Raw genomic sequence first — 26443 nt, forward strand, 5'->3', positions numbered from 1 at the left:
GTATATTTATCCAAAGTTCGGTGAAGTCTAGTAACTGTGACCTTAAATTGTTTGAGGGACAATAGATTGTTCTATCAGTGGACAAGTCCACATAATATACGAAGAACAGATCTTTAGGAGGAAATGTATGCTCGATTATGGAAGAAGACTTCTAGTCGTACTAATTATTGCTGTATGTATTGGATTGATGTTTGTTGGAGGGACGGTAAAGAAAGCCGCAACAATCCAGGAGTTACCTGAAAACTGGGTTTGGCCAGTTGAGGGGGCTATTAGTGATTATTTTGGAAGTAGAGGTGGAGAGCATAAAGGGATTGATATAGCTGGAGTAGTTAATACTAATATAAAAGCAGTGAGCAAAGGGATTGTTAGTAAATCATATTATTCGAATACATATGGACATGTTGTTTTTATCCTTCATCAAGAGGAAGGATATGAGACTGTTTATGCTCATTTGAACACACGTTTAGTAAGTGAAGGTGATGATGTGAACCAAGGTCAAGTAATTGGAAAGATGGGGAATACAGGGAACTCAAGTGGAACTCATTTACATTTTGAAGTTCATAAACGACATTGGTCAGTTGCCAAAGAAAATGCGATTAATCCATTAATTGTTTTACATAAGCAAGAGAGCGAATGGGCATCAAAGAAAGCAGTTGAGGCTATGTCATTACATAGGAATAAGCATGTTGTAAAAGAAGGAGAAACACTGTGGAGCATCAGTGAGAAATATGGAATAACTGTTCAACGGTTGAAAGAGAATAACAAATTAGTATCCGATGCCATTTATGTAAATCAAATGCTGCTAATAAATTAAGCTCGATGAAAAAAGAGACTGAAATGATTCAGCCTCTTTTTGTTGTATTAAAGTGAAATGCTATGCATGAATGTAATATCGTCTAATTCTAATAATTTTCCACGAACATCATCGCAAAGAGCTTTATCGATTGAAAGAACCATTACAGCATCTCCGCCAAGTTGTTTACGTCCAACTTGCATTGTCGCGATATTTACAGAATGATCACCTAATACTTTACCTACACGACCGATTACACCAGGACGGTCAGTGTGTTGGATATATAGAAGGTTACCTTCTGGAATGAAATCAATCGCAAAGCCATTTAAGCTAACGATACGTGAACCGTAGTTATCAACATAAGTTCCTTTAATTTCTAATTGTTGTTTATCACCTTTTACAGTAACTGTAATTAAGTTGCTGTAGCCAGAAGTATTTTGAGAAATTTTTTCTCCGATAGTGATGCCTCGTTCTTGAGCGATCATCATAGCGTTTACTTCATTAACTGGTTGATCAACTCTAGCTCCTAAGAAGCCTGAAATGATGCTCTTTGTTAATAAGCTGCTTTCGAAATCGAGCACTGAACCTGCATATGTTACAGAAATTTCTTTAACGCCTTCTTTAACGCTTTGTGAAGCGATGCTACCTAACTGTTTAGCTAAGCTATAGTAAGGTTGAATTTTTTCAAATACTGCTTTAGAAATAGCAGGTAAATTAATAGAATTTGAAACAGGATTTCCGTTTAAGTAAGTTAATACTTCATGAGCTACTTGAACAGCAACATTAAGTTGTGCTTCTTTCGTAGAAGCTCCTAAGTGAGGTGTTGCGATAACTGAATCTAATTCTAGTAATTTATTGTTAGTAGCAGGCTCTTCAACGAATACGTCTAAAGCTGCTCCAGCAACATGTCCTTGTACTAGGCACTCATATAAATCATCTTCATCAATGATACCGCCACGAGCACAGTTCAGAACATAAATGCCTTTTTTAGCTTTTAATAAACGTTCTTTGTTAATTAATCCTCTAGTTTCTTTTGTTAGTGGAGTGTGTACTGTGATGATATCCACTCTTTCAACAAGCTCGTCGATAGATAAAGAAACAACATTTAATTGTTTAGCTCTTTCATCTGTTAAGAAAGGATCGAAAGCAAATACGTTCATACCAAACGCTTTAGCACGCTTTGTAATTTCTGCTCCGATTCTACCCATTCCGACAATCCCTAAATTCTTCCCGTTCAATTCAGTTCCAACGAAAGCTGAACGTTTCCATTCACCTTTTTTAATAGAAGCATAAGCTTGTGGAATATGTCTCATTAATGAAGACATCATGGCAAATGTATGTTCAGCGGTTGAGATTGTATTACCGTCTGGAGCATTTACAACAACAATACCACGCTTTGTAGCAGCTGGAATGTCAACGTTGTCTACCCCTACACCAGCACGAGCAACAATCTTTAAGTTTGGCATTTTGTCCATTAATTCTTCTGTCACTTTTGTAGCACTTCTTACTAAAATAGCATCGATAACGTTTAGCTTGTCAGCTGCTTCTTCAACAGTTTCTTGAATTAATTCAATTCCAGAAGCTTGAAGAAGTGGAGTTAATCCCTCAGGCTTAATAGCATCAGCGACTAATATTTTGTACACCAAGAACACCATCCTATGAATATATGAAATTTTTTAAAAAATATAACTATTAAATTTAATTCTACAGAACAAGAAAAAGCATGTCAATTTACTACTGGTGACTGAAAGCGCTTAAATGCATGAATTTTTGAAAATTATTTTAAAAGAAAGCTTTGATGAATCTATCATTTTCTGATTTCTTCTTAATAACATAAAAACTTTCAAAATGGGTTCAAAAAAAATGAAGGATTTCTTTCATTTTTTTAATTATACAAAATCCAAAATTTGCTTTATGATATTCATCAATCATTCATTTAATTAATCACATTGATTTACTTGGTTTATTGTAGAGGAAATATGGAAGGGAGATATAAAAATGGAGAGCGTAACAGTTGTTAGAACATCAGTTCAAGATATTGCGAATTCATTAGCTAAAACTTTTTATGAAACGGCAACAGAAAGAGATCGACAAGGGGGAAATGCCAAGGTAGAAAGAGAGTTAATTCGAAAAAGTGGTCTATTAAAGGTGCTAATCCCTGAGAAATTCGGAGGTTTAGGAGGAAATTGGATAGATGTACTACAAATTGTTCGAACTTTTGCTAAAGTGGATAGCTCTTTAGCTCATCTGTACGGTTATCATTTTGTGAATTTGATTACACCTTATCTTTGCGGAAATCAAGCGCAGCAAGAATTTTATTATCGTGAAACAGCTGAAAAGAATTGGTTTTGGGGAAATGCGTTTAACCCAGTTGATATTAAACTATACGCCCGAAAAGCAATAGACGGAGTATATCTTGATGGTGTAAAAACCTTCTGCTCTGGAAGTGTTGATTCTGATTATTTACTTGTGTCAGCTCGTTTAGATGAACAAGTAGATCCGCTGATTGCTGTTATTCCAACAAATCGTGAAGGTGTGATTGTAAATAATGATTGGGATAATTTTGGTCAACGACAAACAGATAGTGGAACGATTGTGTTTACGAATGTACGAGTGAAAAACGAAGAGATTTTACAAGGCGGTTATAACCGTGATGAATTTTCCAAACTGCGAATAAATCTTGGTAATTTTGTTTTAAATCATATTTATCTTGGTATTGCAGAAGGAGCACTCGAAGAAGCAAAGAGATACACAAAATCAAAAACAAGAGCACGCTCAACACTTTATCAATCAGCGATTGAAGATCCAAACATTCAAAGACATTATGGTGAGTTTTACGTGGAAGTTGAGGCTGCTAGGTTATTGGTTGAAAAATCAAATAAAATTTTTCAAAGGCTATGGGATAAAGGTAAGAAAGTAACTGAAGATGAACGAGATGCATTAGATTATGCGGTAGCATCGGCGAAAATATACAGTACAAAAGTAGGTCTTGATATTACTTCACGTATGTTTGAAGTGATGGGAAGTAGAGCGACAGCTAATGAATATGGTTACGATCGCTTCTGGAGAAATATACGTACGCTGAGCTTGCATGTTCCAGTTGATGTAACGATTCAAGAGCTAGGTAATAAGGTATTACACGAACAATAGATGGGTGAATAGTGAGGAGGCATTGGAATGGCTCAAATTCTTGAAAAACAAGTGATAGTAGAAGAAGCAAAGGAGTCAAATAGAAAGATTGAAGCCAAGTCGATTACTTTTGGCTATGATGATGTAACCATATTAAATAGTATCGATTTAGAAGTGAAAGAAGGTGAATTTCTTGTTTTAATGGGGCCGAGTGGCTGTGGAAAAAGTACTTTTCTTCGCCTAATGGCGGGCCTTGATGAACCGAAAAGTGGTGAAATAATTATTGATGGGAAAACTTTGACCAATCAGCAACCAGATTGTGGTGTTGTATTTCAAGATTATTCATTATTTCCTTGGTTAACAGCTGAAGATAATATCGTTTTGGCTTTAAAACAAAAAGTAAAGAATACGAAATCTAAAAAAGAATTAAGGCATATTGCGAGTGAATATTTAGGGCTCGTTCAGTTAGGGCAAGCTGTGAAAAAATATCCTGGGCAAATGTCTGGTGGTATGAAGCAACGTGCCGCAATCGCTAGAGCACTCTCCTTTGGTTCGGATTTATTGTTAATGGATGAACCATTTGGTGCTTTAGATCCAGTAACACGTGTTCATCTGCAAAATCTATTATTGCAAATTAGTCGAGACCAACAACGCACGATTGTCTTTGTGACTCATGATGCAGATGAAGCTATTTATTTAGCTGATAGAATCATAATGTTTTCACTTGGTGCTGAGGGAGCTATAACAACTAGCGTGGATGTGCCTTTTAAGAAGCCGCGCAATCGAAAATTATTATTTGAAAGTAAAGAATTTATGAGATTCAGGGATTATATTTTGACTGTAATGAACAGGGGATTATTAGATAATTTGGAAGAGGGGAATGAAATACGTTCATATGGTGAAGGAATTTAAGAAGGGGATGGAATGAAAATGAAGAGTTGTGTTAAAGGTAGGAGCTTACTTCTATTAATTGCTATTATTATGCTACTTTCGGCATGTGGTAATAATAGTGAAAAGAGTACAGGTAAAGTCGATTCAAAAGGAAAGTATGAAATTAATGTAGGTTATGCCCAAGCAAGTGGTGCGCCTTTATTAGATGTTGGTGTCGCAGAAGGTTTCTTTGAAAAAGAAGGGGTAAAAGTGAATCTTGTGCCTTTTGCTAGTTCAGCAGACGGTTTAAACGGATTACAATCAGGAAAGATTGATGTTGGTTTGTCTTTTGGAACCGCAGGGCCATTAACCTTTATTGCTAATGGATCAGATTTCTCTATTATTGGAGGCCATCTAGAAGGTGGTCATCCCATTCTAGTAAAAGAAGAGAATAAAGATAAATATAAGACATTACAAGACTATAAAGGGAAAAAAGTAGGAACTATTCGATTGTTTACTTCTGATATCGTTTTTCGTTCAGCGCTTGAGGGGGCAGGAATCGATTGGAAGAAAGATTTGGACATAGTTGAATTTAAAACGGGTGGTATGTTACTGGAAGCAGTTTCATCAGGGAAAGTAGATGTTGCTGTTGCTGCTAACTCTGTATATTCAAAAGCTCTTGAGTCAGGGCTTGTGGCAATTGGTTGGAGCAATGATTTGAATCCAACACATGTTTGCTGCCGAGTTGTAACAAAGAAGGAATTATTAAAGGAAGATAATGGTGAAGCATATAAGCGTTTTCTAAAAGGATTAATTCAAGCGGAGCGTACGAAAATAGAGCATCCTGAGAAAGCAGTAGCTGCGGCAAAAACACATTTGAAATTAGATGATAAAACAGTTGATCAAATCGTAAATGAAGAACATTCCCATTATTCAGCAGATCCAAACAAATCAGGTGTTTTAGAAATGTGGGAGCAAATGAAAGAAATCGGTTATGTAAAGGATGTCGAGAAACTTAATATTAATGAATATATCAATGTTGAATTATATGAAAGAGCTTTAAATGAATTAATAGAAGAAAACCCAACAGATTCGTATTATAAAGAGCAGTTAATTAAATCTAAAGCACAAAATGCTTAATGGGGGTTGAGAAATGAAGGAATTTATACGCCGATATGCAATTACAATTAGTATTGGAATTGTTGTGCTAGGCATTTGGGTTGTATGCACGACGTATGGTGGATTTTTAAATCCAGTTATTTTTCCAAAACCGATTACAGTTTTAAAAGCTTTCTCTGAAAAAAGTAGTGAATTAATTCAAGGTTTTGGAAGCTCGATGCGATTGTTATTACCTGGTTATGCAGCTGCATTAATTCTTGGGATTGTTGGTGGTGTATATTTTGGTTTAAAGGATCGCATACGCCAAATTTTCATGCCCTATTTTCACACATTAAGTCCGATTCCACCAACGCTTTTTATTCCATATGCAATCGCATTACTACCGACTTTTAAGTCAGCCTCTGTGTTTTTAATATTTCTTGGTTCTTTTTGGCCCATTTTTTTAGGAACGATTCAAGGTGTCATATTAATTGAAAAGCATTATTTAGATAATGCTAAAACACTTGGATTAAAAGGAGGGGATTATTTATTTAAAGTGATTCTTCCGGCAAGTTCACCACATATATTAAGTGGAGCAAGCTCTGCGTTAGGTTTATCATTTCTGATTTTAACGATGGCCGAAATGTTTGGTGCTGAATCTGGCATGGGATATTTCATTCAATATTATACAGATTTCTCTCAGTATGACCATGTTCTAGCAGGGATTTTTTTTAATAGTATAGTGATTCTTGTGTTTATGCTTTTGTTTGAAAAGATAAGAAAACGTTTATTGTTCTGGACGAATATAAAAGGTAATTAAATGAATTTAATTATAAATACACTAGACAATTATTGGAATTATTAGTATATTTAAACCGAGTAATATGATGTGAATAATTTAATTTATTTTCTTATCAAGAGAGATGGAGGAACTGGTCCTTTGAAGTCTCGGCAAAAGGCTTACTAAATAAGTACTGTGCCAATTCCAGCAATCACATGATTGAAAGATAAGATGCGTGTTATGTGAGACTTTTACACTCTTCTTATCTCGTAGGTAAGGAGAGTTTTTTTGATATGAATAATGGCTGAAGGAGAATGAAATATGACAAATAAAGAATTGGATTTTGTGAATTTTGATACAGTTGCGCTACACGGAGGTCAAACGGTTGATCCTGTAAATCGTTCTAGAGCTGTTCCTATTTATCAAACAACATCGTATCTGTTTGATGATACGGAACATGCTGCATCATTATTTAAATTGAAGAGTCAAGGTTATTTATATTCCAGGAATGCCAACCCTACAATCGATGTATTAGAAAAGAGGTTAGCGCAATTAGAAAATGGTGTAGGTGCATTTGCTGTATCATCTGGGCAAGCTGCTGTATCTATTGCTTTATTAACAATTGTAAAAGCGGGAGATGAAATTGTTGCGACAAATGCATTATATGGAGGAACATATACTCTTTTCTCTAAAACATTTGCAAGATTAGGTGTGAAGGTTCGTTTTGTTGAGGGGAGTGATTTACAAGCTATTTCAACTGCCATTAATGAAAATACAAAAGCTTTATTTACAGAAACAATAGGGAATCCGAGCTTACAAATAGCAGATTTACAAGCGTTAAGCAAAATAGCAAAAGAACATCATATTCCGTTGGTTGTTGATAATACATTTGCTACACCGTACTTAATTAAGCCAATTAATCATGGTGCAGATATTGTTGTTCATTCGTTAACCAAATTTATAGGTGGTCATGGAACATCGCTTGGTGGTGCCATTATAGATGGTGGAACTTTCGATTGGGATAATGGCCATTTCTCAGAATTCACAGCCCCAGAATCAAGCTTGAATAACGAATCCTTTTTAGAAATTGCAAAAGAAAAAGCTTTTATTGTCAAAGCACGGTATGAGTTAGGACATGATTTAGGTGCGACATTGTCACCATTCAATGGTTGGTTATTTATTCAAGGGATTGAAACTTTATCGGTTCGCATGAAGAAGCATGTAAACAATGCGCAAAAAGTAGCAGAGTTTTTAAATCATCACGAGTTGGTTGAGTGGGTAAACTATCCAACGTTACCAGGCGATGCACAAAATTCTCTAGCTGCACGATATTTACCGAAGGGGGCAGGTTCCATTTTTAGCTTTGGTATTAAGGGTGGATTAGACGCGGCAAAAATCTTTATCAATTCGCTTCAATTATTATCTCATGTGGCAAATGTAGGTGACGCGAAAACATTAGTTATCAATCCTGCAAGTACATCACATTCTCGTTTATCACCAGAAGAACAATTGAAAAGCGGTGTTACGCCGGAATTAATTCGCCTATCAATTGGATTAGAGGATATCGAGGATCTTCTCGCTGATATAAATCAAGCGTTACAACAAGCTACGAGAAAATAGTGTTTCTTATGTTTTAAAGAATGGAGGTAAAGTAATGGACTTAAAGACAATTAAAACCTTTAAAACAATTGTACGTTTAGGGAGTTTTCAGAGAGCAGCAGAAGAGCTTAATTATGCTCAATCGACTGTAACGATGCATATTAAAAGCCTCGAATCAGAATTAGGTGTCTTATTGCTTGAAAGAGGGAAAAAATTGCAGCTGACTGAGGCTGGAAGATTGTTAAATGAAAAAGGTGATTTATTGCTGAAGGGATTTGAGAATTTACAAAGTTCCATGGAAGATTTAGTACATGGGGAATCAGGGCAAATTCGACTTGGTGTTATGGAACCTGCAGCGAGTTTTCGTATTCCTTTAATCTTGTCTTCGTTTATTGAAAAGTTTCCGAAAGTCCAGCTGAGTATTCATATTCAAAGTAGCAAGGTATTGAGTGAGATGGTGAAGAAAGATGAAGTAGATTTAGCGTTATGTACAGCACCTGAAATGAATCAATCACTTATTTTTGACCCAATCTTTTCTGAGGAAGTTGTTTTATTAATGCCAACTTATCATAGGTTAGCTAATAATGAGCGAATTGCACTAAGAGATTTAGAAGGAGAACAATTAATAACAACTAATTCATATTGCCCGTTTCGTCGAAATCTTGAGCAGCAGATGATTGAAGTGGGAATAAATCCGGAATATGGCTTAGAAGTTAGCAATATGCTGGCTCTCAAGCATTATGTTCAATGTAATTTTGGAATTGCAATTGTTCCTTTAATTGCTGTTTCACCACCCCCAGTTGGAACAGTAATTAAAAAAATTGAAGATTTTAATAGCGAGTTGAAAGTAGGATTTATGAAAAATACTGAACGATCCTATAGCGGCAGGGCGATTGAACATTTAATAGAGGTTATTAATAATAGATTAAAGCTTGATGAATGCATTTCAATTTAAGTTTTTTCTCTTTCGTTTTTCTGAATAATTTCTTCGTTTTTTTCAATTATACAATTCGGAAAAAGTGGGTTACAGTTAATGTATATTAATCCAAGTGGTTAACTTGTGTTTTTGAATAGTTAAGGATGAAAGTAGGGGTTTTTCATGTTAATTGCAATAGTAATAAATGATGATGAAATCATTACACCAATTATAGAAGGAACGGTACTTCGCATTTATGATTCAAATTCTAAATACTACGAAGACTTCCCTAATCCAGCATTAGGACTAAAAGAAGGAAGAAGAGGAGCAACATTACAATTCGCTATAGAACAAGGTGCAACGGTTTATGTAGCTTCTCCACAAACGTTTTGTGAATTATCTTATCAAAAAGCAGTAGATGAACAAATTCGTTTTTACCGAATTGAAGGAAATACATCATTTTATGATTTTGAAGAGCGTGTTGAACATGAAGAGTTACAAGTAATCGATACTCTTCCTCAAGAAGAAATAGTGGCAAGCTGAGAGAAAGAAAATATTCACTTAATGGGGGAATTATAATGGTTGAATTTATTACAATGGCACCAACTTCTGGTGATAGTGAATATGTCGGTGCGGTCACTGGAGATTCGAAAAATGTAAATGGTTGGACTGGAACTTCCGAAGGGGCGGATCGTAAGCCAACGTTAAAATATATAAAGGCAGTTGCTCAAGCTGCTGAAAAAGGTGGCTTTTCAACATTATTGCTACCTACAGGTGGTAATTGTCTTGATTCATTAGTTGTTGCGTCACATTTAGCGGCATATACAGAGAGGATTAATTATCTTTTTGCGGTAAGACCAGGTTTTACAGCGCCAGCGATTTTTGCGAATCAATTTGCTACTTTAGATTATTGGTCAAAAGGGAGAGCACAAGTCAATATCGTAACAGGTGGATCATCAAAAGAATTAGCTAGTGATGGTGATACTCTTGAACATAGTAATCGTTACCATCGTACACGTGAGTTTATTGATGTGTTAAATAGATTATTTACCGAAGATGAATTTGATTATAATGGTGAATTTTATCAATTAAAAGGGGCGCATTTAGCACGTAAACCATTACAGAAGCCAGAAATCTTCTTTGGGGGTTCATCGGCAATTGCCAAAGATGTAGCCTCTGATTTAGCGGATGTATATATGTTATGGGGAGAAACATTAGAGAATACAAAGCAACAAATAGATGAAGTGAAGCGATTAGCAGAACAAAAAGGAAGAGTATTAAGCTATAGTGTTTCTTTTCAAGTTGTATTAGGTGAAACAGAAGAGCAAGCATGGGCAAATGCTGAAAAATTAATAAGTAAAGCAGATCCTACATTATTAACACTTAAAAATGAACAGATGCAAAAAGGTGAAGCGGTTGGTGTAAAACGTCTACATGATTTAATGGCTAGTACGAAAGAGAATAATTTTGTTATTGCTCCCAATCTATGGGCTGGTTTAACGCAAGTTTTATCCGGCAATTCTATCGCGCTTGTTGGATCAGCTGACCAAGTGGCGCAGCGCATTGTTGAGTATGTTGAACTGGGTGTAGATAAAATTTTATTAAGAGGATTTCCTCATTTGGAGACAATTGAACAAGTAGGGGAACTTATTATTCCGAGGGTTCGGGCATTGTTAGCGAACAAGCAAGCGGTTTAAACGTTATCACGTTTAAACTCGTGCTATGTCTCCCACTTAGATATAGCAGAAAAAAACGTAGATGTGTAAGGGGAATTAAGCACAAGTCAAGAACTCGATTGGTTCAACTAATAATCGGTAGGGGGAATGAACGCCCCAAACGATTAAAGTTTCACTTTATGGGAGGGTTGGAAATATGAAGCTAGGTGTGTTTTTAATGGGGACGGGGCATCATATTGCATCATGGCGTCATCCGGATGTGCAAGCAAATGGTAGTGAAGACTTTCGTTTCTTTCAAAGAATCGCTGAAATAGCAGAGCGAGGAAAGTTGGATATGTTGTTTTTAAGCGATGGATTATCGTTTAATCAACTTTCACATCCAGCGGAATTAGTAAGATTTGAACCATTTACACTATTAGGAGCGTTATCAGCTGTTACGACTCATATTGGTTTAGCAGCTACGGCTACAACAACATATAATGAGCCATTTCATATTGCTCGTAAGTTTGCTTCTCTTGATCATTTAAGTGGTGGGCGTTCTGCTTGGAATGTTGTAACATCTTATTATCAAACAGAAGCAAGTAATTTTACGAAACAATCACATTTAGATCATTCCCTTCGTTATGATAAGGCGTCAGAGTTTGTTGAGGTAGTTAAGGGGCTGTGGGGCAGTTGGGAGGAAGATGCTTTAATCCGTGATAAGGAAGCGGGCATCTATTTTCATCCAGAAAAATTACACACATTGAATCATGTGGGGAAATATTATACTGTTACAGGTCCTTTAAATGCATCTCGTTCACCGCAGGGGAGACCTGTGATTATTCAAGCGGGATCATCAGATGATGGTATTAATTTAGCAGCCAAAACAGCGGATGTTATATTTACGGCACAGCAAACATTAGAGGAAGCGAAAAGTTTTTATAATAAAGTAAAACAAAAAGTAGTCGAATATGGTCGTTCTCCAGATGATGTGAAAATAATGCCTGGAGTATCACCATATATCGGACGTACAGAGGAGGAAGCTCGTCACAAATATGAAGAGCTACAAAAGTTAATTACTCCGGAAATTGGCTTGGATTTCTTGTCAGAGTATTTAGGTGGTTTTGATGTATCAGGGTTTAATTTAGATGAGCGATTACCAAATAATATACCAGAAACAAACGGGAACCAAAGTAGAAGACAACTTATAATTGATTTAGCTAAACGAGAAAATTTAACGGTAAGGGAACTATATTTGCGAATCGCTGGTTCTAGAGGACATCGTATTATATTTGGTAGTCCAGAGCAAATAGCTGATCAATTAGAAGAGTGGATTGTAAATAAAGGAGCGGATGGTTTTAATTTAATGCTACCATTTTATCCGAATGGCTTAGAGGATTTTGTTGATTTAGTTATTCCTGTTTTACAACAAAGAGGCTTATTTAGAAAAGAATATGAAGGAATGACTTTAAGAGGAAATTTAGGTTTATCGAAAGTGCAATCTGTATATATTAAGCAAAAAGTTTAAGAATAATAATATATGTGAATAATAGTTTAAACTGTTAATTTTAGATGAAAATAGACATTTTTCTTGTCTTCGATTTTATAGCATGTTAAAATTATAGAGACTAATTGTATAGTTAGTAGTAGTATTTTAGTAGAATAACATTAGATCTTAAGTTTTCTCGAAGGGATTTGAGGAAGCGGCAGACAGTCAACTAGTGATTAGGGTACTGAAGTAATACTGCTTTCCATACAAGTGGTCACGAATAAAATAATAATAGATCTACTTTCGGGGCAGGGTGAAATTCCCGACCGACGGTGTTGAAGAGTGTATCTTCTAAGCCCGTGACCTGTGCAACAACTGCGTTGTTACACAGCTGATTTGGTGAAAATCCAAAGCCGACAGTATAGTCTGGATGGGAGAAGGTGGAGGTTCGAGCGTTTACTCTATTTTTTAAAATAGTATAGTAACACGTTTATTTAACCTTGGTAAATTTCTCCCTTTAGTGTACTAAACTAAAGGGTTTTTTTATGCCATGGTGGGGACCTATCCTCTTTTCGTGAAGGAGATCACAAAAGAAGGAGAGAGTTTTTTATGAAGGATCAAAAGCTTAGAAAGTTTGTAGCGATTGGTATGTTTAGTAGTATTGCTTATGTATTATTGTTATTAGAGTTTCCATTGCCTCCATTTCCAGCATTTCTTAATGTCGACTTTAGCGACATTCCAGCTTTAATTGCTGCGATTATTTTTGGACCGGTTGCTGGTATTGTCGTAGAGCTAATGAAGAATATTTTAGCTTATATAATGACGGGCAGTGAAGTTGGTGTACCGATTGGGAACTTTGCGAACTTTATTGCTGGTTTAGCCTATATTTTACCTGTATATTACATCTATAAGAAAACAAGCTCCCGAAAAGGATTAGTTGTTGGTCTTGTAACAGGTACAGTAGTTATGGCTGTATTTATGGCAATTATGAACTATTTAATTATTCTTCCAGCCTATACATTCTTCATGAATTGGGATATGGGAGATGCAAAAACGCTTGTTACAACAGCTATTTTGCCATTTAACCTAATTAAAGGTGTAATGATGACTGCGATATTCATCTTGTTATTTAGCCGTCTGCAAGGTTGGTTAACTAAATTAGTGCCAGCTAAAAGCTAAATATATTTAATATAAATGTAAAGCCAGTAATTGTTTAGGTCAAACGATTACTGGCTTTTATTGTTTATTTGGGAAGAATAAGAAAAGAAGTTGTTCTGACCAAATAAATAAGAATTTGGTTGAACAACTCCTTTAGTGGTATTGTCAATTAATCAAATTTCAATGCGTCACCATCAAATGGTTCTTCGGCGATCTTAATTGATTCTGTTGGGCAGCCTTCTAAAGCATCCATCATATCATCTATTAAAACCTCAGGAACTTCAGCAGTACCTTGGTTATCATCTAGAATAACAATAGCAATACCTTCATCATCATAATCATATATATCAGGCGCTGCTGCTCCACAAGCTCCACAAGCGATGCAAGTGTCTTTGTCAACAATCGTATACTTAGCCATGATAAAACCTCCTTACTTATGTACAATACTTGTACGAAAATATATTCTACTACACTCTATTGTATTTGTCATAGGGTAACTTTTCAATAGTATTTACTATTACTTTAAAAAACATGAAAGACTAGTATAGTTGTTTTAAAAGTTTAATGTTAATTTACAGTCGAAATGTTTTTCACCAAATTGCGATAAATTTTGATAAAATGGTATAAAGATTAAGACGATATAATATAGGAATGTGATTATTATGTTGCGCTCGTATTTAGAAGCTTTTATTTTACAAAGCCTTATTCAAATCAATGGAGAAAGAACCGTGTATTCTGTATTTCATGTGCTTTATGGCAAGAAATCCTCGCAAACGATTCAAGACATTCACCTTTATAAAATCCATGGATTTTTTAGGACATTTCCAACAATAAAGCGTGAAGAGTTTCAATTGATTATCGAATACTTCAATGAAAATGAATGGATTCAGCTTAAAGGTGAAAAAGGTGAATATGTCGTAACATCCAAAAGCCAGAGAGCGCTAGAAGAATTCTATATAAGCAAACCAAGGTTAGCACATATAAATGGATTTAAGTACCACAATCAAGTAGCGTTATTTTGGAAGCGATTCTCTCTCTTGTTTCAAGTGTTATCAAATTATGCACATCAGAATGCTAAATATTATGGTGTTCAACGGGACTTATCAATACAAAGTTGGACGAAAAGATTTTTACTACGGCACCCAAATAGAGAATTTCTAACACAACAGCTTCATGATGAGCTATATGAAGTATTAAGAATAGTGCCAGATTTACAGGCGAGAATTTTTTTGCTAAAGCTCTCCGGGGGTTTACGGATTGGATATAGTAATAAGCAAATAGCTGATATGTATATTTTGCATGAAAGTGATGTTTACTGTCTGTTTTTGGATACAATTCATCTATGTATACAGGCTATGGAGGTTAGACCTAATAGCATATTAGCTTCAATAGGCGAGAATTTATCAGTAGAGGGAGCTAGTCTGATTACCAATAGTTCTATGATTACCTTTAAGTATGTGAAAAATGGTTTTTCTACTGAGGAAATTGCTGATAAAAGACGATTAAAACAAAGTACGATTGAAGACCATATTGTCGAGTTGGTTATTAATGGTACTATCGCAGATGTTTCACGATATGTAAGTGATGAATGGGTTACCCGAATTAATGAAATTGCTAAAGAAAATAACACTCGTCAATTAAAGCTAATTAAACAGTCGCTATCGGATCGTGTCAGTTATTTTCAAATACGTTTAGCTCTTGCAAAAGGAGGGGCATTGTATTGAATCTGGAACAAGAATTGTATACTCATTTTGGCTATCATTCGTTTCGAAGTGGTCAAAAAGAGGTAATACAATCCTTATTAGAAGGAAATAACACATTGGCTATGTTGGCAACTGGAACAGGAAAATCAATATGTTATCAATTAGCAAGTAAGATCATTGGCAAACCTACAGTGATTGTTTCCCCTTTAATTTCACTTATGCAAGATCAAGTGGAACAATTAAAACTAAATGGAGAAAAAAGAGTCATCGCATTGAATTCTTTTTTAACCCAAGATGAGAAATATGAAGCATTACAAAACATGAATAGGTATCGTTTTATCTTTTTATCTCCTGAAATGTTAATGATGTCTAATGTAATCTCGGCAATCAGTCAATTACAAATTGGTTTATTTGTAATTGATGAAGCGCACTGTATATCACAATGGGGTTTTGACTTTAGACCTGATTACTTAAATCTTGGGGGTATACGAAGAAGGTTAAATTATCCGCTAACTTTAGCTTTAACAGCTACTGCTACTGAACAAGTTCGAAAGGATATTAAACATTTTCTTCAAATTGAAAGTTGTACGGAAATCGTTACATCTGTAAATAGAAGTAATATCGGTTTGTTTGTTGAAAAAGTGCATTCTTATGATGAGAAAGAAGAACGATTAGTAGAGTTAGTAAAAAGATTAAAGAAGCCAGGCATTATTTATTTTTTAAGTAAAAAAGCGGCTGAAGAGGCAAGTGTTCTATTACGAAGTAGGGGTATTGACCAAGTAGGTGTATACCATGCTGGTATGGAGCAAGAACAGAGAGTACTTATTCAGCAGCAATTTTTGCAGAATCAATTGCAAATAATATGTGCAACAAGTGCTTTTGGTATGGGAATTAACAAAGAAAATGTAAAATTTATTATTCATTTTCATTTGCCACCTAATATGGAAGCGTATCTGCAGGAAATTGGGCGAGCAGGTCGAGATGGACAGCCGAGTGCTGCAATTCTTTTATATTGTGAAGGTGATGAGAGTTTACCTTTGTTTTTGTTAGAAAGGGAATTGCCGACAGAAGGGCAAATGAATGATTTTTTTGATGAGTTAGTAGCTCAAAATAGATTGGATGTATCATTGCTGCCAGTCCCGCAAGTAATCGATAGGATGGGCTTTACGGAAACACAAGAGCGTCTTATTCGTCATTATTTGCAGCAAGAAGGTACTTTGCTAGAGATACAAGCTGGACTTATAGAACATATTCGTAATACAACAGAAAGAAAACGAATGAAATGGCAACTATTCTTTAAATGGATTTTACAAAAAAGCTGTTACCGAAGAGGTATTCTGCATTATTTTGATGAAAATGAGGATATTCAGCAATCTCTATGTTGTAGTAATTGTGGTGATCAAATTGCAAGTTACTATAGTGAAGATGAAGGGGAACAATCATTTTCTTTGGAGGAAATGGATTGGAAAGAAGAGTTAGCTGCATTTTTATTACCGAAAAGAGCTGTGGATGATGAAGAATAAGCAGGCTGAATTAATTAAGTATATCTCAGATGAAGTACTCGTATTAAATGTGTGGGTAACACAAGGAATTGTTCTTGCAGTTTCTACAATATTGGCATTTTTCTTATTTGATTCATTATCAGAGTTTCTTTCGTTATTTCGTTTTATAGATGGCAAGCTTGTATGGGGAATCATTGCTGGATTACTTGTTGTAATGATAGACGTAATCTTAATGAAAATATTGCCAACTTCTTTTTATGATGATGGTGGTATTAATGAAAGGATATTCCGAAATTTACCTTATCTACATATTTTCTTTTTAACCTTAGTAATCGCTATTTGTGAGGAACTTTTATTTCGAGGTGTAATTCAGTATAATACGAATCTTTGGGTGGCGAGTGCTATCTTTGCATTAGTTCATTATCGTTATTTATTCAAGCCATTTTTGTTGCTGAATATAACGTTACTTAGTTTATTTATTGGGTTGTTATTTGAGCTAACAAATAACTTGATGGTTACAATCATTGCCCATTTTATTATAGATTTCTTATTAGGAATCATCATCAAGATTAAGTATGTAAGAGAAAAAAAGACAGATTGTGAAAGAGAGGACTGCTTATGACTAACCAAGAACATAAAGACCAAGCGGAACTATTGAGGAAAAAGGTTGATTCTAATCATAGTGAAGCTGAGTTTAGTGTAGATTCATTACCATCTCGCAAAGAAGTACATAGTAAAAAGAAACAAAAAACTGTTTGGAAAATAAAATTTCCATTGGTTAAATTACTAGCTGCATTCTTTGTTCTATTACCTGTAGCTATCTTTGCATTTTATACATACTTTACAAAAGATGATAAACCAACTTATACGAAGGAAAAAGACGAATCAAGCTTTTCATCAGAAGTTAATGTAGATGATAAGTATGTAGTTGGAAGTGAAAAGAAAGAAGATTCTTCTAAGGATAAGGATTCCAAGGATAAGGCTTCTAAAGAAAAGGAATCTAAAGAAAAGCAGTTAGCAAGTGCTAATGAACAAAAAGAAAGTGAAAAAGATGCGAAAAAAGAGATTCCGTCAACAAGTGCTTCATCGAGTTCAGGGCCTAATGTGAAGTCAGAGGAACCAACTAGTAATAATAACAAGAATAACAATAATAATAATACAACCCATCAGGTACCTGTGAAGAATGAACCAAAGGAGCCTGAAAAGAAGCCAGTTGTGCCAAATCAAAATGAAAGTACACCTAAAGTAATTGAACATACTGTTAAACCAAAAGAGACTATTTTTCGAATTGCGATGAATTATTATAAATCTCAATCGGGTATTGATATTATTAAGCGAGCAAATGGTTTAACGAGCAATGATATTCGAGTTGGACAAGTTTTGAAAATCCCGATGGATTAAGTTCTAATTTCGCGTATTTTTCATATACTCTCTAACGAAGGAATTAGGGAGTGAAATATATGGATTATTCGATTTCGATTCTAGATGATAAAATGACAGATCAGGCAACCAAGAAAATGCTTCAAAATGTGATTGAAAGAAAGAGAAAGTTTGATTATTTAAAGAAGAAACATACTTGGACAACTATTGTTGCGCTTGTTCTTGGATTTTTACTTGTCGTATATATGTATTATTTTGTTGTACAACCTTATTCTTATTCTTTCTTTGATATGTTTTCGCATTTTATAAGTAAACCTACTTCTTTTTTGTATTTTGCAGCAGTGTTTGGAACCTATGGATATATGCTTGTTCTTAAAAAGAAAGCTGACAAAGCTGAAAAGGAATTTCATGCCTTAAGATGTGAAATCGTGGATAAGAGTAAGGACCTGTGGAAGCAAGAGCATGCATGGAAAGAAAGACATATCATTTTTAAAGTAATGAAAGAAAAATATGATATTAATCTGTTTCATGAAAATAAGTAATATAAAAGGGCAGTGTTAAAAGTAATTTCAATACCTTTTGACACGCCCTTTTCCTCTTTTTTAGCTTTCTTAAAGAAGTAATTGAAGTGTCTTAACACATACAAATAATTGGAATTGTGGTATGATTTCAATATGTTTTTTTGTAAAAATAATATGACAAGGAGTTAGCATGCTATATATTTTTTTAGGTTGTATATTTGTTCTAATGCTGTTTGCTCTCTATATGTTGAAACTTGCAAATGAAAATCGTGTCGTTGAACATGATCTTCAGTTTGAAGAGTTCCCAAACAGTTTTGGAACTGTGCAAATTTATTTTATTTCTGATATTCATAGGAGAATAGTTAATTCTAAAATGATTCGATCGGTTAAGGCGGATTTTGTTATTGTTGGTGGGGATTTAGCTGAAAAAAATGTGCCTTTTGAAAGAATTAAGGAAAATATAAAGAAGCTTAAAACGATTGGTCCTGTGTACTTTGTATGGGGAAATAATGATTATGAATTAGATTATCATGAATTGGATGCAACATTGTTAGATTTAGGTGTGAAAATTCTCGATAATACTGCAGTTGTTTTTGAATCGGGTAATGGAGATAAGCTTTCTTTATTAGGTGTTGATTATGTTGGTAGTTCAAGAGACCGTTTAGACTTAGCATTGTTAGATAGTGCGGAATCTTCATTTAAAATCCTTGTAAGTCATTGTCCTCGTATAATAAGAAAGATTGAAACAAAACATCGTATTTCCCTCGTGTTAGCTGGTCATACCCATGGTGGTCAAGTTAGATTTTTAGGTTTTGGTCCTTATAAGCTAGGTGGTTTACAATCATATGCTACAACGAAAATGTTAACTAGTAATGGTTATGGAACTAGTCTGTTACCACTACGATTAGGTGCACGAGCAGAAACCCATCTAATAACAATATCTTCAAGTGATCCTGAGAAATGAGATTGTTCTAAAAGTGATTTGGAGTCACTTTGGAGCAATCTCATTTTTGAAAAAAGGATAATAGTGTCTAATCTTACACCTGCCATGCTCGGTCGTAAGTATATCTGTTTTGAAAACCAAGAGTAGGTTTTCAAGAACAGCATGCCTTATGTCTGCCGCATGGCTCCTTTTTGCTTTGAAGGAAAACAAGGAGTTAGCACATCCAGCTAATAGGACCGGTGACGGTTTTTCTCTGTCTAACCTTACACCTGCTATGCTCGGAAATAAGCCAATCTGTTTTGAAAACCAAGTGCAGGTTTTCAAGAACAGATTGGCTTATTTCTCCCGCATAGCTCTTTTGATTGGGAGTAAATCAAGGAGCATAAACATCAATCAAAAAAGACCGGTGACGGTTTTTCTTATGGATATGCACCGGGGGGATTGTTGTTCATATGATGTAGAAAGTGTTTTCATCGTAGGAGGCCACTTAAGTGAAGCTTGAGAGACTAAATTATAATAAAATCAGAATTTTTTTAACGTTCGATGATTTATATGAACATGGACTTACTGTGGATGATATTAAGAGAAATGAGTTAAAAGTACATGCGAAAATTCAAAGGATGGTTGAAAGTGCTTGTGATGAAATCAACTTTCAAATGAAGGGTGCCATTGAAATTGAGATTTACTCTCTCCATACTCAAGGGTTAATGATGATTATTACAAGGGATGAGGAAATTTTTCTATTGGATGATGAATGGTTTAATCTTCAAGTTACTATGGAAGAGCAATTGCAGATCCTATATAAGTTTCAAAGCTTTGAAGATTTAATTCAATTATGTAAAATATTAGATCGATTGCAAGTTGTACAGACTAGTTCGGTCTTTTATTATAATGATTTTTATTATTTAAGTATTGAAAGAATAGTGAATAAGCAGTATGATAATGTGATTTCACTTGCTGCTGAATATGGTTCTATAAGTACACTTACCGTCCATCAGTTATTGGAATATGGTAAAAGTATTGTTCATCAACAAGCAATCACAAAAATAGCTTCGGAGTTTATCTAAAGGGGAATTTTTAACAAGATTTAGCATAATAAGCATATATTTTTAATAATGTTTAACCTTACATTTGCCATGCTCGGTCGTAAGTGTAGCTGTTTTGAAAACAAAGAGAGTGTTTTCGAGAACAGCTCATCTTATGTCTGCCCGTGGCTTTTTTGCTTTTGGCATAAAATAAGAAGCAACAAATAGAATCAATAACAGTATGATAATATATATGCATATATAACTGCTTTATTCATTTCTGAATATTTCATTAATTGCTTTGCATTACTTGTGACAAGGTGTATACTAACACTGAATTCAGGTCATTTATATAAATATGTTACTTTTCTAGGAGGGATTTAAGTATGGAAACTAAAAATACTGTAGAACAAAAAAACGAAAAAGATAATAATGATGTATTACTGTCAACTCAGACAGTCATTCATAAAGCTTTAGAAAAGTTAGGATATCCAGAAGAGGTGTATGAACTGCTGAAAGAGCCATTGAGAATGTTAACTGTTAAGATACCAGTTAAAATGGATGATGGTTCTGTTAAGATATTTACCGGTTATAGAGCACAACATAATGATGCAGTTGGACCTACTAAGGGTGGAATTCGTTTTCATCCAAATGTTACGGAAAGAGAAGTTAAAGCGCTTTCAATTTGGATGAGTTTAAAATGTGGTATCGTCGACTTACCATATGGTGGAGGAAAAGGTGGTATTGTCTGCGATCCTCGTAATATGTCATTTAGTGAGTTAGAGCGTTTAAGTCGTGGATATGTTAGAGCTATTAGCCAAATTGTTGGACCAACTAAGGACATTCCAGCACCTGATGTATTCACAAATTCGCAAATCATGGCATGGATGATGGATGAGTATAGTAGAATGGATGAATTTAATTCACCAGGATTTATTACAGGGAAACCATTAGTATTAGGTGGCTCTCATGGTCGAGAATCAGCGACAGCTAAAGGCGTTACAATTTGTATTAATGAAGCAGCAAAGAAAAGGGATATTGACATTAAGGGAGCGAAAGTAGTCGTTCAAGGATTCGGAAATGCTGGTAGCTTCTTAGCGAAATTTATGCATGATGCAGGAGCGAAAGTTGTAGGTATTTCCGATGCATATGGCGCTTTGTATGATAAAGATGGCTTAGATATTGATTATTTACTTGATCGTCGTGATAGCTTTGGTACAGTTACAAAACTATTTGAGAATACAATTACGAATAAAGAATTATTAGAATCAGAATGCGATATATTAGTTCCAGCTGCTATTGAGAATCAAATTACAGCAGACAATGCTCATAATATTAAAGCGAAAATTGTCGTTGAAGCTGCAAATGGACCAACAACTTTAGAAGCTACTCAAATATTAACTGACCGTGGTATTTTGATTGTGCCGGATGTATTGGCATCATCTGGTGGTGTAACGGTATCGTATTTTGAATGGGTACAAAACAATCAAGGTTATTATTGGACAGAAGAAGAAGTTGAAGAAAAACTAGAAAAGATATTAGTGAAGTCATTTAATGCTATTTATGAGACTGCACAATCAAGACATGTAGACATGAGATTAGCAGCTTATATGGTTGGTGTAAGAAAAATGGCTGAAGCTTCTCGCTTCCGTGGTTGGATTTAATTCCGTGTGAGCAATAATAGTCATTTTTATTGAATTATGTATGAAAAACTCCTATCCTTTAAAGATAGGGGTTTTTATATATTATGAAGTTATATGTGAATTTAAAATGGAATTGGAGTGAAGACTGTGCTTGAAAAAGACGCTATTATAGTCGGTGGAGGTCCATGTGGGATAGCAGCTGCGATTGCATTGCAAGATATTGGCTTACAACCAGTGATTATTGAAAAAGGTAATATTGTAAACTCATTGTATAATTATCCTACTCATCAAACTTTTTTCAGTTCAAGTGAAAAATTAGAAATTGGTGATGTAGCATTTATTACAGAAAATCGTAAGCCTGTTAGAAATCAAGCGCTTGCCTACTATCGTGAAGTAGTACTTCGTAAAAAGGTTAATGTTCAATCGTTTGAAAAGGTAGAGAAAGTCGAAAAAGTTTCAGATAATAAATTTATTGTGACTACAAATCAAGCTACATATGCTACACCTTATGTCATTATTGCAACAGGTTATTATGATCAGCCAAACTTACTTAATGTACCTGGTGAAGAATTGCCACATGTATATCATTATTTTAAAGAAGCACATCCGTATTTTGATTGTGATGTGACCGTATTAGGTGGTAAAAACTCTAGTGTTGATGCAGCGTTAGAATTAGTAAAAGCAGGAGCTCGTGTAACTGTTCTGTATAGAGGTAGTGAATATTCCCCAAGTGTTAAACCATGGATTCTGCCTGAATTCGATGCTCTTGTGAAAAACGGCACAATTTCTATGGAATTTAATGCAAACGTTAATTCAATCTCTTCGGATGAAGTGACCTATCAAGTTGCAGGAGAAGAGTTCAAGGTGAAAGCGGATTTTGTCTTCGCGATGATTGGTTATCATCCAGATCATCAATTCTTGCGTGATATGGGTGTAGGAATTGACCAAGAATCAGGTCGACCGACTTTTAATACTAATACGATGGAAACGAATGTCGAAGGGCTTTACATTGCTGGAGTTATTGCAGCAGGTAATAATGCTAATGAAATTTTTATTGAAAATGGAAGATTTCACGGTGGCTTAATTGCTAAACATATTCAAGATAAAAAAACAGGAAAAGTGTTAAACACTTTTCCTGTTTTTTTAGGCATGAAATAATGTATTCATTTCTTCCTTTTTTCTTCCTTCTTCTAGTGCCGCTAATAATTTTAATCGCGCTTTTTGACCGTTTAAACCATTTGAAAATACTATTCCTAGTTCTTTTAAATGTTTACCTCCACCTTCGTAGCCATACACATCTTGCGTGATACCATTAAAGCATCTAGATACAATGACAATAGGAATGTTTTGTTCAATAAGAGCTTTAATTCCTGCGAGTGTGCTCGGTGGTAGGTTTCCTTGACCTAACGCTTCTATTACAAGACCATCTATGTTTAATTGACTAAGTGCTTGTAAAAGTAATGAATCCATTCCAGCGTGTGCTTTGAGGAGTGGTACATTCTTCGTAATAGAAGTTACATTAAATTTCTTCGTTGCTATTGGTTGATGGTGAAAAATGACACCTTGTTTTGTTACAATACCAATTGGTCCAAACTGTGGACTTTGAAACGTGGAAACATTACTAGTATGCGTTTTTGTAACGTTTTGAGCCGTATGGATTTCATCATTTAAAACGACTAACACACCTTTATTTGCAGCTTCATCAGTGCAAGCTACGCGAATAGATGAAATAAAATTGTGAAGTCCATCAAAGCCAATTTCATTGCTAGAACGCATTGCACCAGTTAAAACTACAGGTATCGTTATATTTAATAGTAGATCTAAAAAGTAAGCAGTTTCTTCAAGTGTATCTGTACCATGTGTAATTACAACACCATCAATTTGAGTTTGTTCAATTTTTTCTTCTATTATATTTTTAATCCTCAACATTTCATTTGGAGTAATATGAGGTGAGGGTAAGTTAAATGGTTCTTCAATAATTAAACATGCGTCCTCTTGTAATTGAGTAGATGCCATTGTCATTGGGTTTTGTTCAGATGGTTTAACAGCTCCAGTTGCTTGATCTTCAAACATAGAAATAGTTCCACCAGTATGAATAACAAGGATGTTTTTCTTCATGACAATCCTCCTAATATAATGATATGTAAATACGAAATAATTCTTTTGACAAGGAAATGTAACCATAGTTTCGAATCAAATGCAATGCTTATCTGAAAAATAGGAAGGAAAGGTTACTGCATTTTTTTGCATATCGTGATACGATATTATAAACGCTAAATAGAAATGAGGTCAGCACATGCTGGTCATAGTTACTGCTGGTATTGCCCCAGGACTGGCATTGCTAAGCTACTTTTATTTAAGAGATTACTATGGAACAGAACCTGTTTCAATTGTTTTAAGGACATTTTTATTCGGTGCCTTTCTTGTGTTTCCATTGATGTTCTTGCAATACGTATTAGATGCAGAAGGACTTATTGTTAATGATTTTATGAACTCTTTTGTTATAACTGGATTTTTGGAAGAGTTTTTTAAATGGTTTATTTTAATGTATACGATATACCATCATGTTTCTTTTGACGAGCCGTATGATGGTGTTGTTTATGGCTCTGCTGTTTCACTTGGTTTTGCTACGGCTGAAAACTTATTTTATCTACTTGCAAACGGCGTTGAGTTTGCGTTTGGAAGAGCGCTTTTGCCGGTTTCAAGTCATGCCCTATTCGGTGTGATAATGGGATACTATTTTGGTAAAGGAAAGTTTACTGTAAATCAAAAACGTATGTTTTTATTTCTTGCGTTCCTAGTGCCATTTATTTTGCACGGTTTATATGATTATATTTTATTAAAAGAAACTCATTGGATGTATTTTATTGTTCCATTTATGATTTTCTTATGGTGGCTCGGATTAAGTAAGGTTAAGAAAGCAAGAATTTTATCTGATATTCATGCATCACAAATGATTAATTAAGAAGAGGTTTGTCCAAGATTCTATTTTGGACAAGCCTCTTTTTTTGATTTGGAGTAGTACAAGAAGCATAAACATTAATCCAAAAAGATCGGTGACGTTTTTTTTATAAAATAAGAATGTATATAATTTTGTGCGGTGTCTAGCTTCAGCGCCCAGCGACTAGTAGATTTCGCCCATCTCCCTACGATAAGTCAACATCGAATCAGCTACCGCCTCTTCGTGTTTCCTTTATCTCAGTCGAAGTGCTCCAATCTATACGTCGCTTAACGGGCGCTTGCGCTTTTCTTAATGATTCAGCTCTTAATGAGGTACTTCATCTTTTTTTAGAATAAAAAAGTTGGTATTGAAAAATAATAGGCTTACTTCCATTTTTTAAGTTAGGGGTGTCCTTTTTTGAGTAAAAATAAAATGAAGTATGTAGGAATAAGCATAGCTTTACTGGCTTTATTAGTATGTTCGTTTAGTTATACATCAAACAATGCCGAAGCCTTTACGGAACAAGTGATTCAAAAAGGTGCGGTTGGTGATGATGTTATTGAATTACAAGCTAGATTGCAAAATATTGGTTTTTATCATGGCAAAATTGATGCAGTGTTTGGATGGGGTACTTATTGGGCATTGCGTAATTTTCAAAATGATTTTGGTTTACCGGTTGATGGCCTAGCAGGAGAGGCAACGAAAAATAAGTTAGTAAAAGCATCAAACTTTAATAAGGAGTTTGTGCATGAGCAAATAAATAAAGGTAATACATTTACGTATTATGGAAATGTTCCAATTGAAAAACAAGTTATACCAAGAAAACAAACGTCAACAAATCAAAATAATAATAATCAAACTGCTAAGAAGAATACAAATAAACAAGAAGCAACAAATGAAAAGAAAACTAATCAAAAAGCAGCCAATATCCCTGCTGGATTTTCGGAAAATGATATTAATTTATTAGCGCAAGCGGTATATGGTGAATCAAGAGGTGAGCCATACAACGGACAAGTTGCAGTTGCTGCAGTCATTCTTAATAGATTAGAAAGTCCATCGTTTCCAAATACAATTTCTGATATTATCTTTGAGCCATTAGCATTTACAGCGGTTGCAGACGGGCAAATATGGTTAGCACCAAATGAACAAGCGAAAAAAGCTGTTATTGATGCGATTAACGGTATGGATCCATCTGGAAATGCAACATATTACTTTAATCCAGAAACCGCTACAAGTAAATGGATATGGTCGAGACCACAAATCAAAAAAATAGGTAAACATATTTTTTGTAAGTAGA

At 34.8% G+C, this 26443-nt stretch carries 25 protein-coding genes and 2 riboswitches; of the genes, 22 read left to right on the forward strand and 3 right to left on the reverse strand.

From position 1 onward, the window contains the following. Positions 1–127 precede the first annotated feature (127 nt). Positions 128–814, forward strand: coding sequence for a peptidoglycan DD-metalloendopeptidase family protein (locus TX86_RS03475; protein WP_042346299.1), 687 nt, complete (start codon positions 128–130; stop codon positions 812–814). 47 nt (positions 815–861) lie between these two features. On the opposite strand, the gene serA is transcribed toward TX86_RS03475, so the two are convergent. Beyond that, complete coding sequence (serA, locus tag TX86_RS03480; protein ID WP_042346302.1) at positions 862–2436, reverse strand: phosphoglycerate dehydrogenase; 1575 nt, start codon at positions 2434–2436, stop codon at positions 862–864. A gap of 355 nt (positions 2437–2791) precedes the next feature. On the opposite strand from serA, the gene TX86_RS03485 reads away from it, so the two are divergent. The 10 genes from TX86_RS03485 (at position 2792) to TX86_RS03530 (ending at position 13509) form a co-directional block, all read left to right on the forward strand. Further along, positions 2792–3943: an acyl-CoA dehydrogenase family protein gene (locus TX86_RS03485; protein WP_042346305.1), complete on the forward strand. Its 1152-nt coding sequence runs from the start codon at positions 2792–2794 to the stop codon at positions 3941–3943. 27 nt (positions 3944–3970) lie between these two features. Continuing rightward, positions 3971–4834, forward strand: coding sequence for an ABC transporter ATP-binding protein (locus TX86_RS03490; protein ID WP_042346308.1), 864 nt, complete (start codon positions 3971–3973; stop codon positions 4832–4834). Between the two features lie 12 nt (positions 4835–4846). Continuing rightward, positions 4847–5932: an ABC transporter substrate-binding protein gene (locus TX86_RS03495; RefSeq protein ID WP_195892854.1), complete on the forward strand. Its 1086-nt coding sequence runs from the start codon at positions 4847–4849 to the stop codon at positions 5930–5932. A gap of 13 nt (positions 5933–5945) precedes the next feature. Next, the gene (locus TX86_RS03500) at positions 5946–6710 is read left to right on the forward strand and encodes an ABC transporter permease (protein WP_042346310.1); all 765 of its coding nucleotides are present in this window, start codon (positions 5946–5948) and stop codon (positions 6708–6710) included. A gap of 88 nt (positions 6711–6798) precedes the next feature. Further along, a riboswitch (SAM riboswitch) is annotated at positions 6799–6904 on the forward strand. Between the two features lie 88 nt (positions 6905–6992). Next, positions 6993–8291 (forward strand): O-acetylhomoserine aminocarboxypropyltransferase/cysteine synthase family protein, encoded by a 1299-nt coding sequence (locus TX86_RS03505; RefSeq protein WP_042346311.1) that lies wholly within the window; start codon positions 6993–6995, stop codon positions 8289–8291. Between the two features lie 34 nt (positions 8292–8325). Further along, positions 8326–9225, forward strand: a complete 900-nt coding sequence (locus TX86_RS03510) for a LysR family transcriptional regulator (protein ID WP_042346312.1) — start codon at positions 8326–8328, stop codon at positions 9223–9225. A 144-nt stretch (positions 9226–9369) separates the two neighbouring features. Next, positions 9370–9729 (forward strand): NifB/NifX family molybdenum-iron cluster-binding protein, encoded by a 360-nt coding sequence (locus TX86_RS03515; RefSeq protein WP_042346313.1) that lies wholly within the window; start codon positions 9370–9372, stop codon positions 9727–9729. 35 nt (positions 9730–9764) lie between these two features. Further along, entirely contained in the window at positions 9765–10883 is a 1119-nt protein-coding gene (locus tag TX86_RS03520; RefSeq protein ID WP_042346314.1) for an LLM class flavin-dependent oxidoreductase, read from the forward strand. Positions 10884–11058: 175 nt separating this feature from the next. After that, positions 11059–12369 carry an LLM class flavin-dependent oxidoreductase gene (locus TX86_RS03525; protein ID WP_042346315.1) on the forward strand — a complete coding sequence of 437 codons (1311 nt, stop codon included), beginning with the start codon at positions 11059–11061 and terminating at the stop codon, positions 12367–12369. 256 nt (positions 12370–12625) lie between these two features. Further along, positions 12626–12776: riboswitch (FMN riboswitch) on the forward strand. Between the two features lie 163 nt (positions 12777–12939). Beyond that, complete coding sequence (locus TX86_RS03530) at positions 12940–13509, forward strand: ECF transporter S component (RefSeq protein ID WP_042346316.1); 570 nt, start codon at positions 12940–12942, stop codon at positions 13507–13509. Between the two features lie 148 nt (positions 13510–13657). On the opposite strand, the gene TX86_RS03535 is transcribed toward TX86_RS03530, so the two are convergent. After that, on the reverse strand, positions 13658–13906 hold the full coding sequence (locus tag TX86_RS03535) for a ferredoxin (RefSeq protein WP_042346318.1): 249 nt from the start codon (positions 13904–13906) through the stop codon (positions 13658–13660). A 310-nt stretch (positions 13907–14216) separates the two neighbouring features. Between TX86_RS03535 and TX86_RS03540 the strand changes: the two genes are divergently transcribed. The 9 genes from TX86_RS03540 to TX86_RS03585 all read left to right on the forward strand — a co-directional run bounded on the left by TX86_RS03540 (position 14217) and on the right by TX86_RS03585 (position 23363). After that, positions 14217–15212 carry a YpbB family protein gene (locus TX86_RS03540; protein ID WP_195892855.1) on the forward strand — a complete coding sequence of 332 codons (996 nt, stop codon included), beginning with the start codon at positions 14217–14219 and terminating at the stop codon, positions 15210–15212. Continuing rightward, positions 15209–16714, forward strand: coding sequence for a RecQ family ATP-dependent DNA helicase (locus tag TX86_RS03545; protein ID WP_042346320.1), 1506 nt, complete (start codon positions 15209–15211; stop codon positions 16712–16714). Before TX86_RS03540 ends, TX86_RS03545 begins: the two co-directional genes overlap by 4 nt. After that, positions 16701–17315 (forward strand): CPBP family intramembrane glutamic endopeptidase, encoded by a 615-nt coding sequence (locus tag TX86_RS03550; RefSeq protein ID WP_336469845.1) that lies wholly within the window; start codon positions 16701–16703, stop codon positions 17313–17315. The genes TX86_RS03545 and TX86_RS03550 overlap by 14 nt, the downstream gene beginning before the upstream one ends. Next, on the forward strand, positions 17312–18094 hold the full coding sequence (locus TX86_RS03555) for a LysM peptidoglycan-binding domain-containing protein (protein ID WP_042346323.1): 783 nt from the start codon (positions 17312–17314) through the stop codon (positions 18092–18094). The genes TX86_RS03550 and TX86_RS03555 overlap by 4 nt, the downstream gene beginning before the upstream one ends. Before the next feature lie 59 nt (positions 18095–18153). Next, entirely contained in the window at positions 18154–18615 is a 462-nt protein-coding gene (locus TX86_RS03560; protein ID WP_042346324.1) for a DUF2663 family protein, read from the forward strand. 169 nt (positions 18616–18784) lie between these two features. After that, complete coding sequence (locus TX86_RS03565) at positions 18785–19558, forward strand: metallophosphoesterase (RefSeq protein WP_042346326.1); 774 nt, start codon at positions 18785–18787, stop codon at positions 19556–19558. Between the two features lie 470 nt (positions 19559–20028). Further along, entirely contained in the window at positions 20029–20604 is a 576-nt protein-coding gene (locus TX86_RS03575) for an adaptor protein MecA (protein ID WP_042346328.1), read from the forward strand. A gap of 344 nt (positions 20605–20948) precedes the next feature. Beyond that, a complete protein-coding gene (locus tag TX86_RS03580; protein WP_042346330.1) occupies positions 20949–22226 on the forward strand; it encodes a Glu/Leu/Phe/Val family dehydrogenase in 1278 nt (425 codons plus the stop codon). 126 nt (positions 22227–22352) lie between these two features. Further along, positions 22353–23363, forward strand: a complete 1011-nt coding sequence (locus TX86_RS03585; protein ID WP_042346331.1) for a YpdA family putative bacillithiol disulfide reductase — start codon at positions 22353–22355, stop codon at positions 23361–23363. Here the strand turns inward: TX86_RS03585 and TX86_RS03590 are convergent. Continuing rightward, positions 23349–24323 carry an asparaginase gene (locus TX86_RS03590; RefSeq protein ID WP_042346332.1) on the reverse strand — a complete coding sequence of 325 codons (975 nt, stop codon included), beginning with the start codon at positions 24321–24323 and terminating at the stop codon, positions 23349–23351. The genes TX86_RS03585 and TX86_RS03590 overlap by 15 nt on opposite strands. Before the next feature lie 178 nt (positions 24324–24501). Here TX86_RS03590 and prsW point away from each other — a divergent pair, with 178 nt between their 5' ends. Next, complete coding sequence (gene prsW / locus TX86_RS03595; protein ID WP_042346334.1) at positions 24502–25170, forward strand: glutamic-type intramembrane protease PrsW; 669 nt, start codon at positions 24502–24504, stop codon at positions 25168–25170. Between the two features lie 408 nt (positions 25171–25578). Next, a complete protein-coding gene (gene sleB, locus TX86_RS03600) occupies positions 25579–26442 on the forward strand; it encodes a spore cortex-lytic enzyme (RefSeq protein WP_042350133.1) in 864 nt (287 codons plus the stop codon). Position 26443: the final 1 nt, after the last annotated feature.

It is taken from the genome of Bacillus massiliigorillae (genome assembly GCF_000380245.2).
GTDB lineage: Bacteria > Bacillota > Bacilli > Bacillales > DSM-1321 > Bacillus_AD > Bacillus_AD massiliigorillae.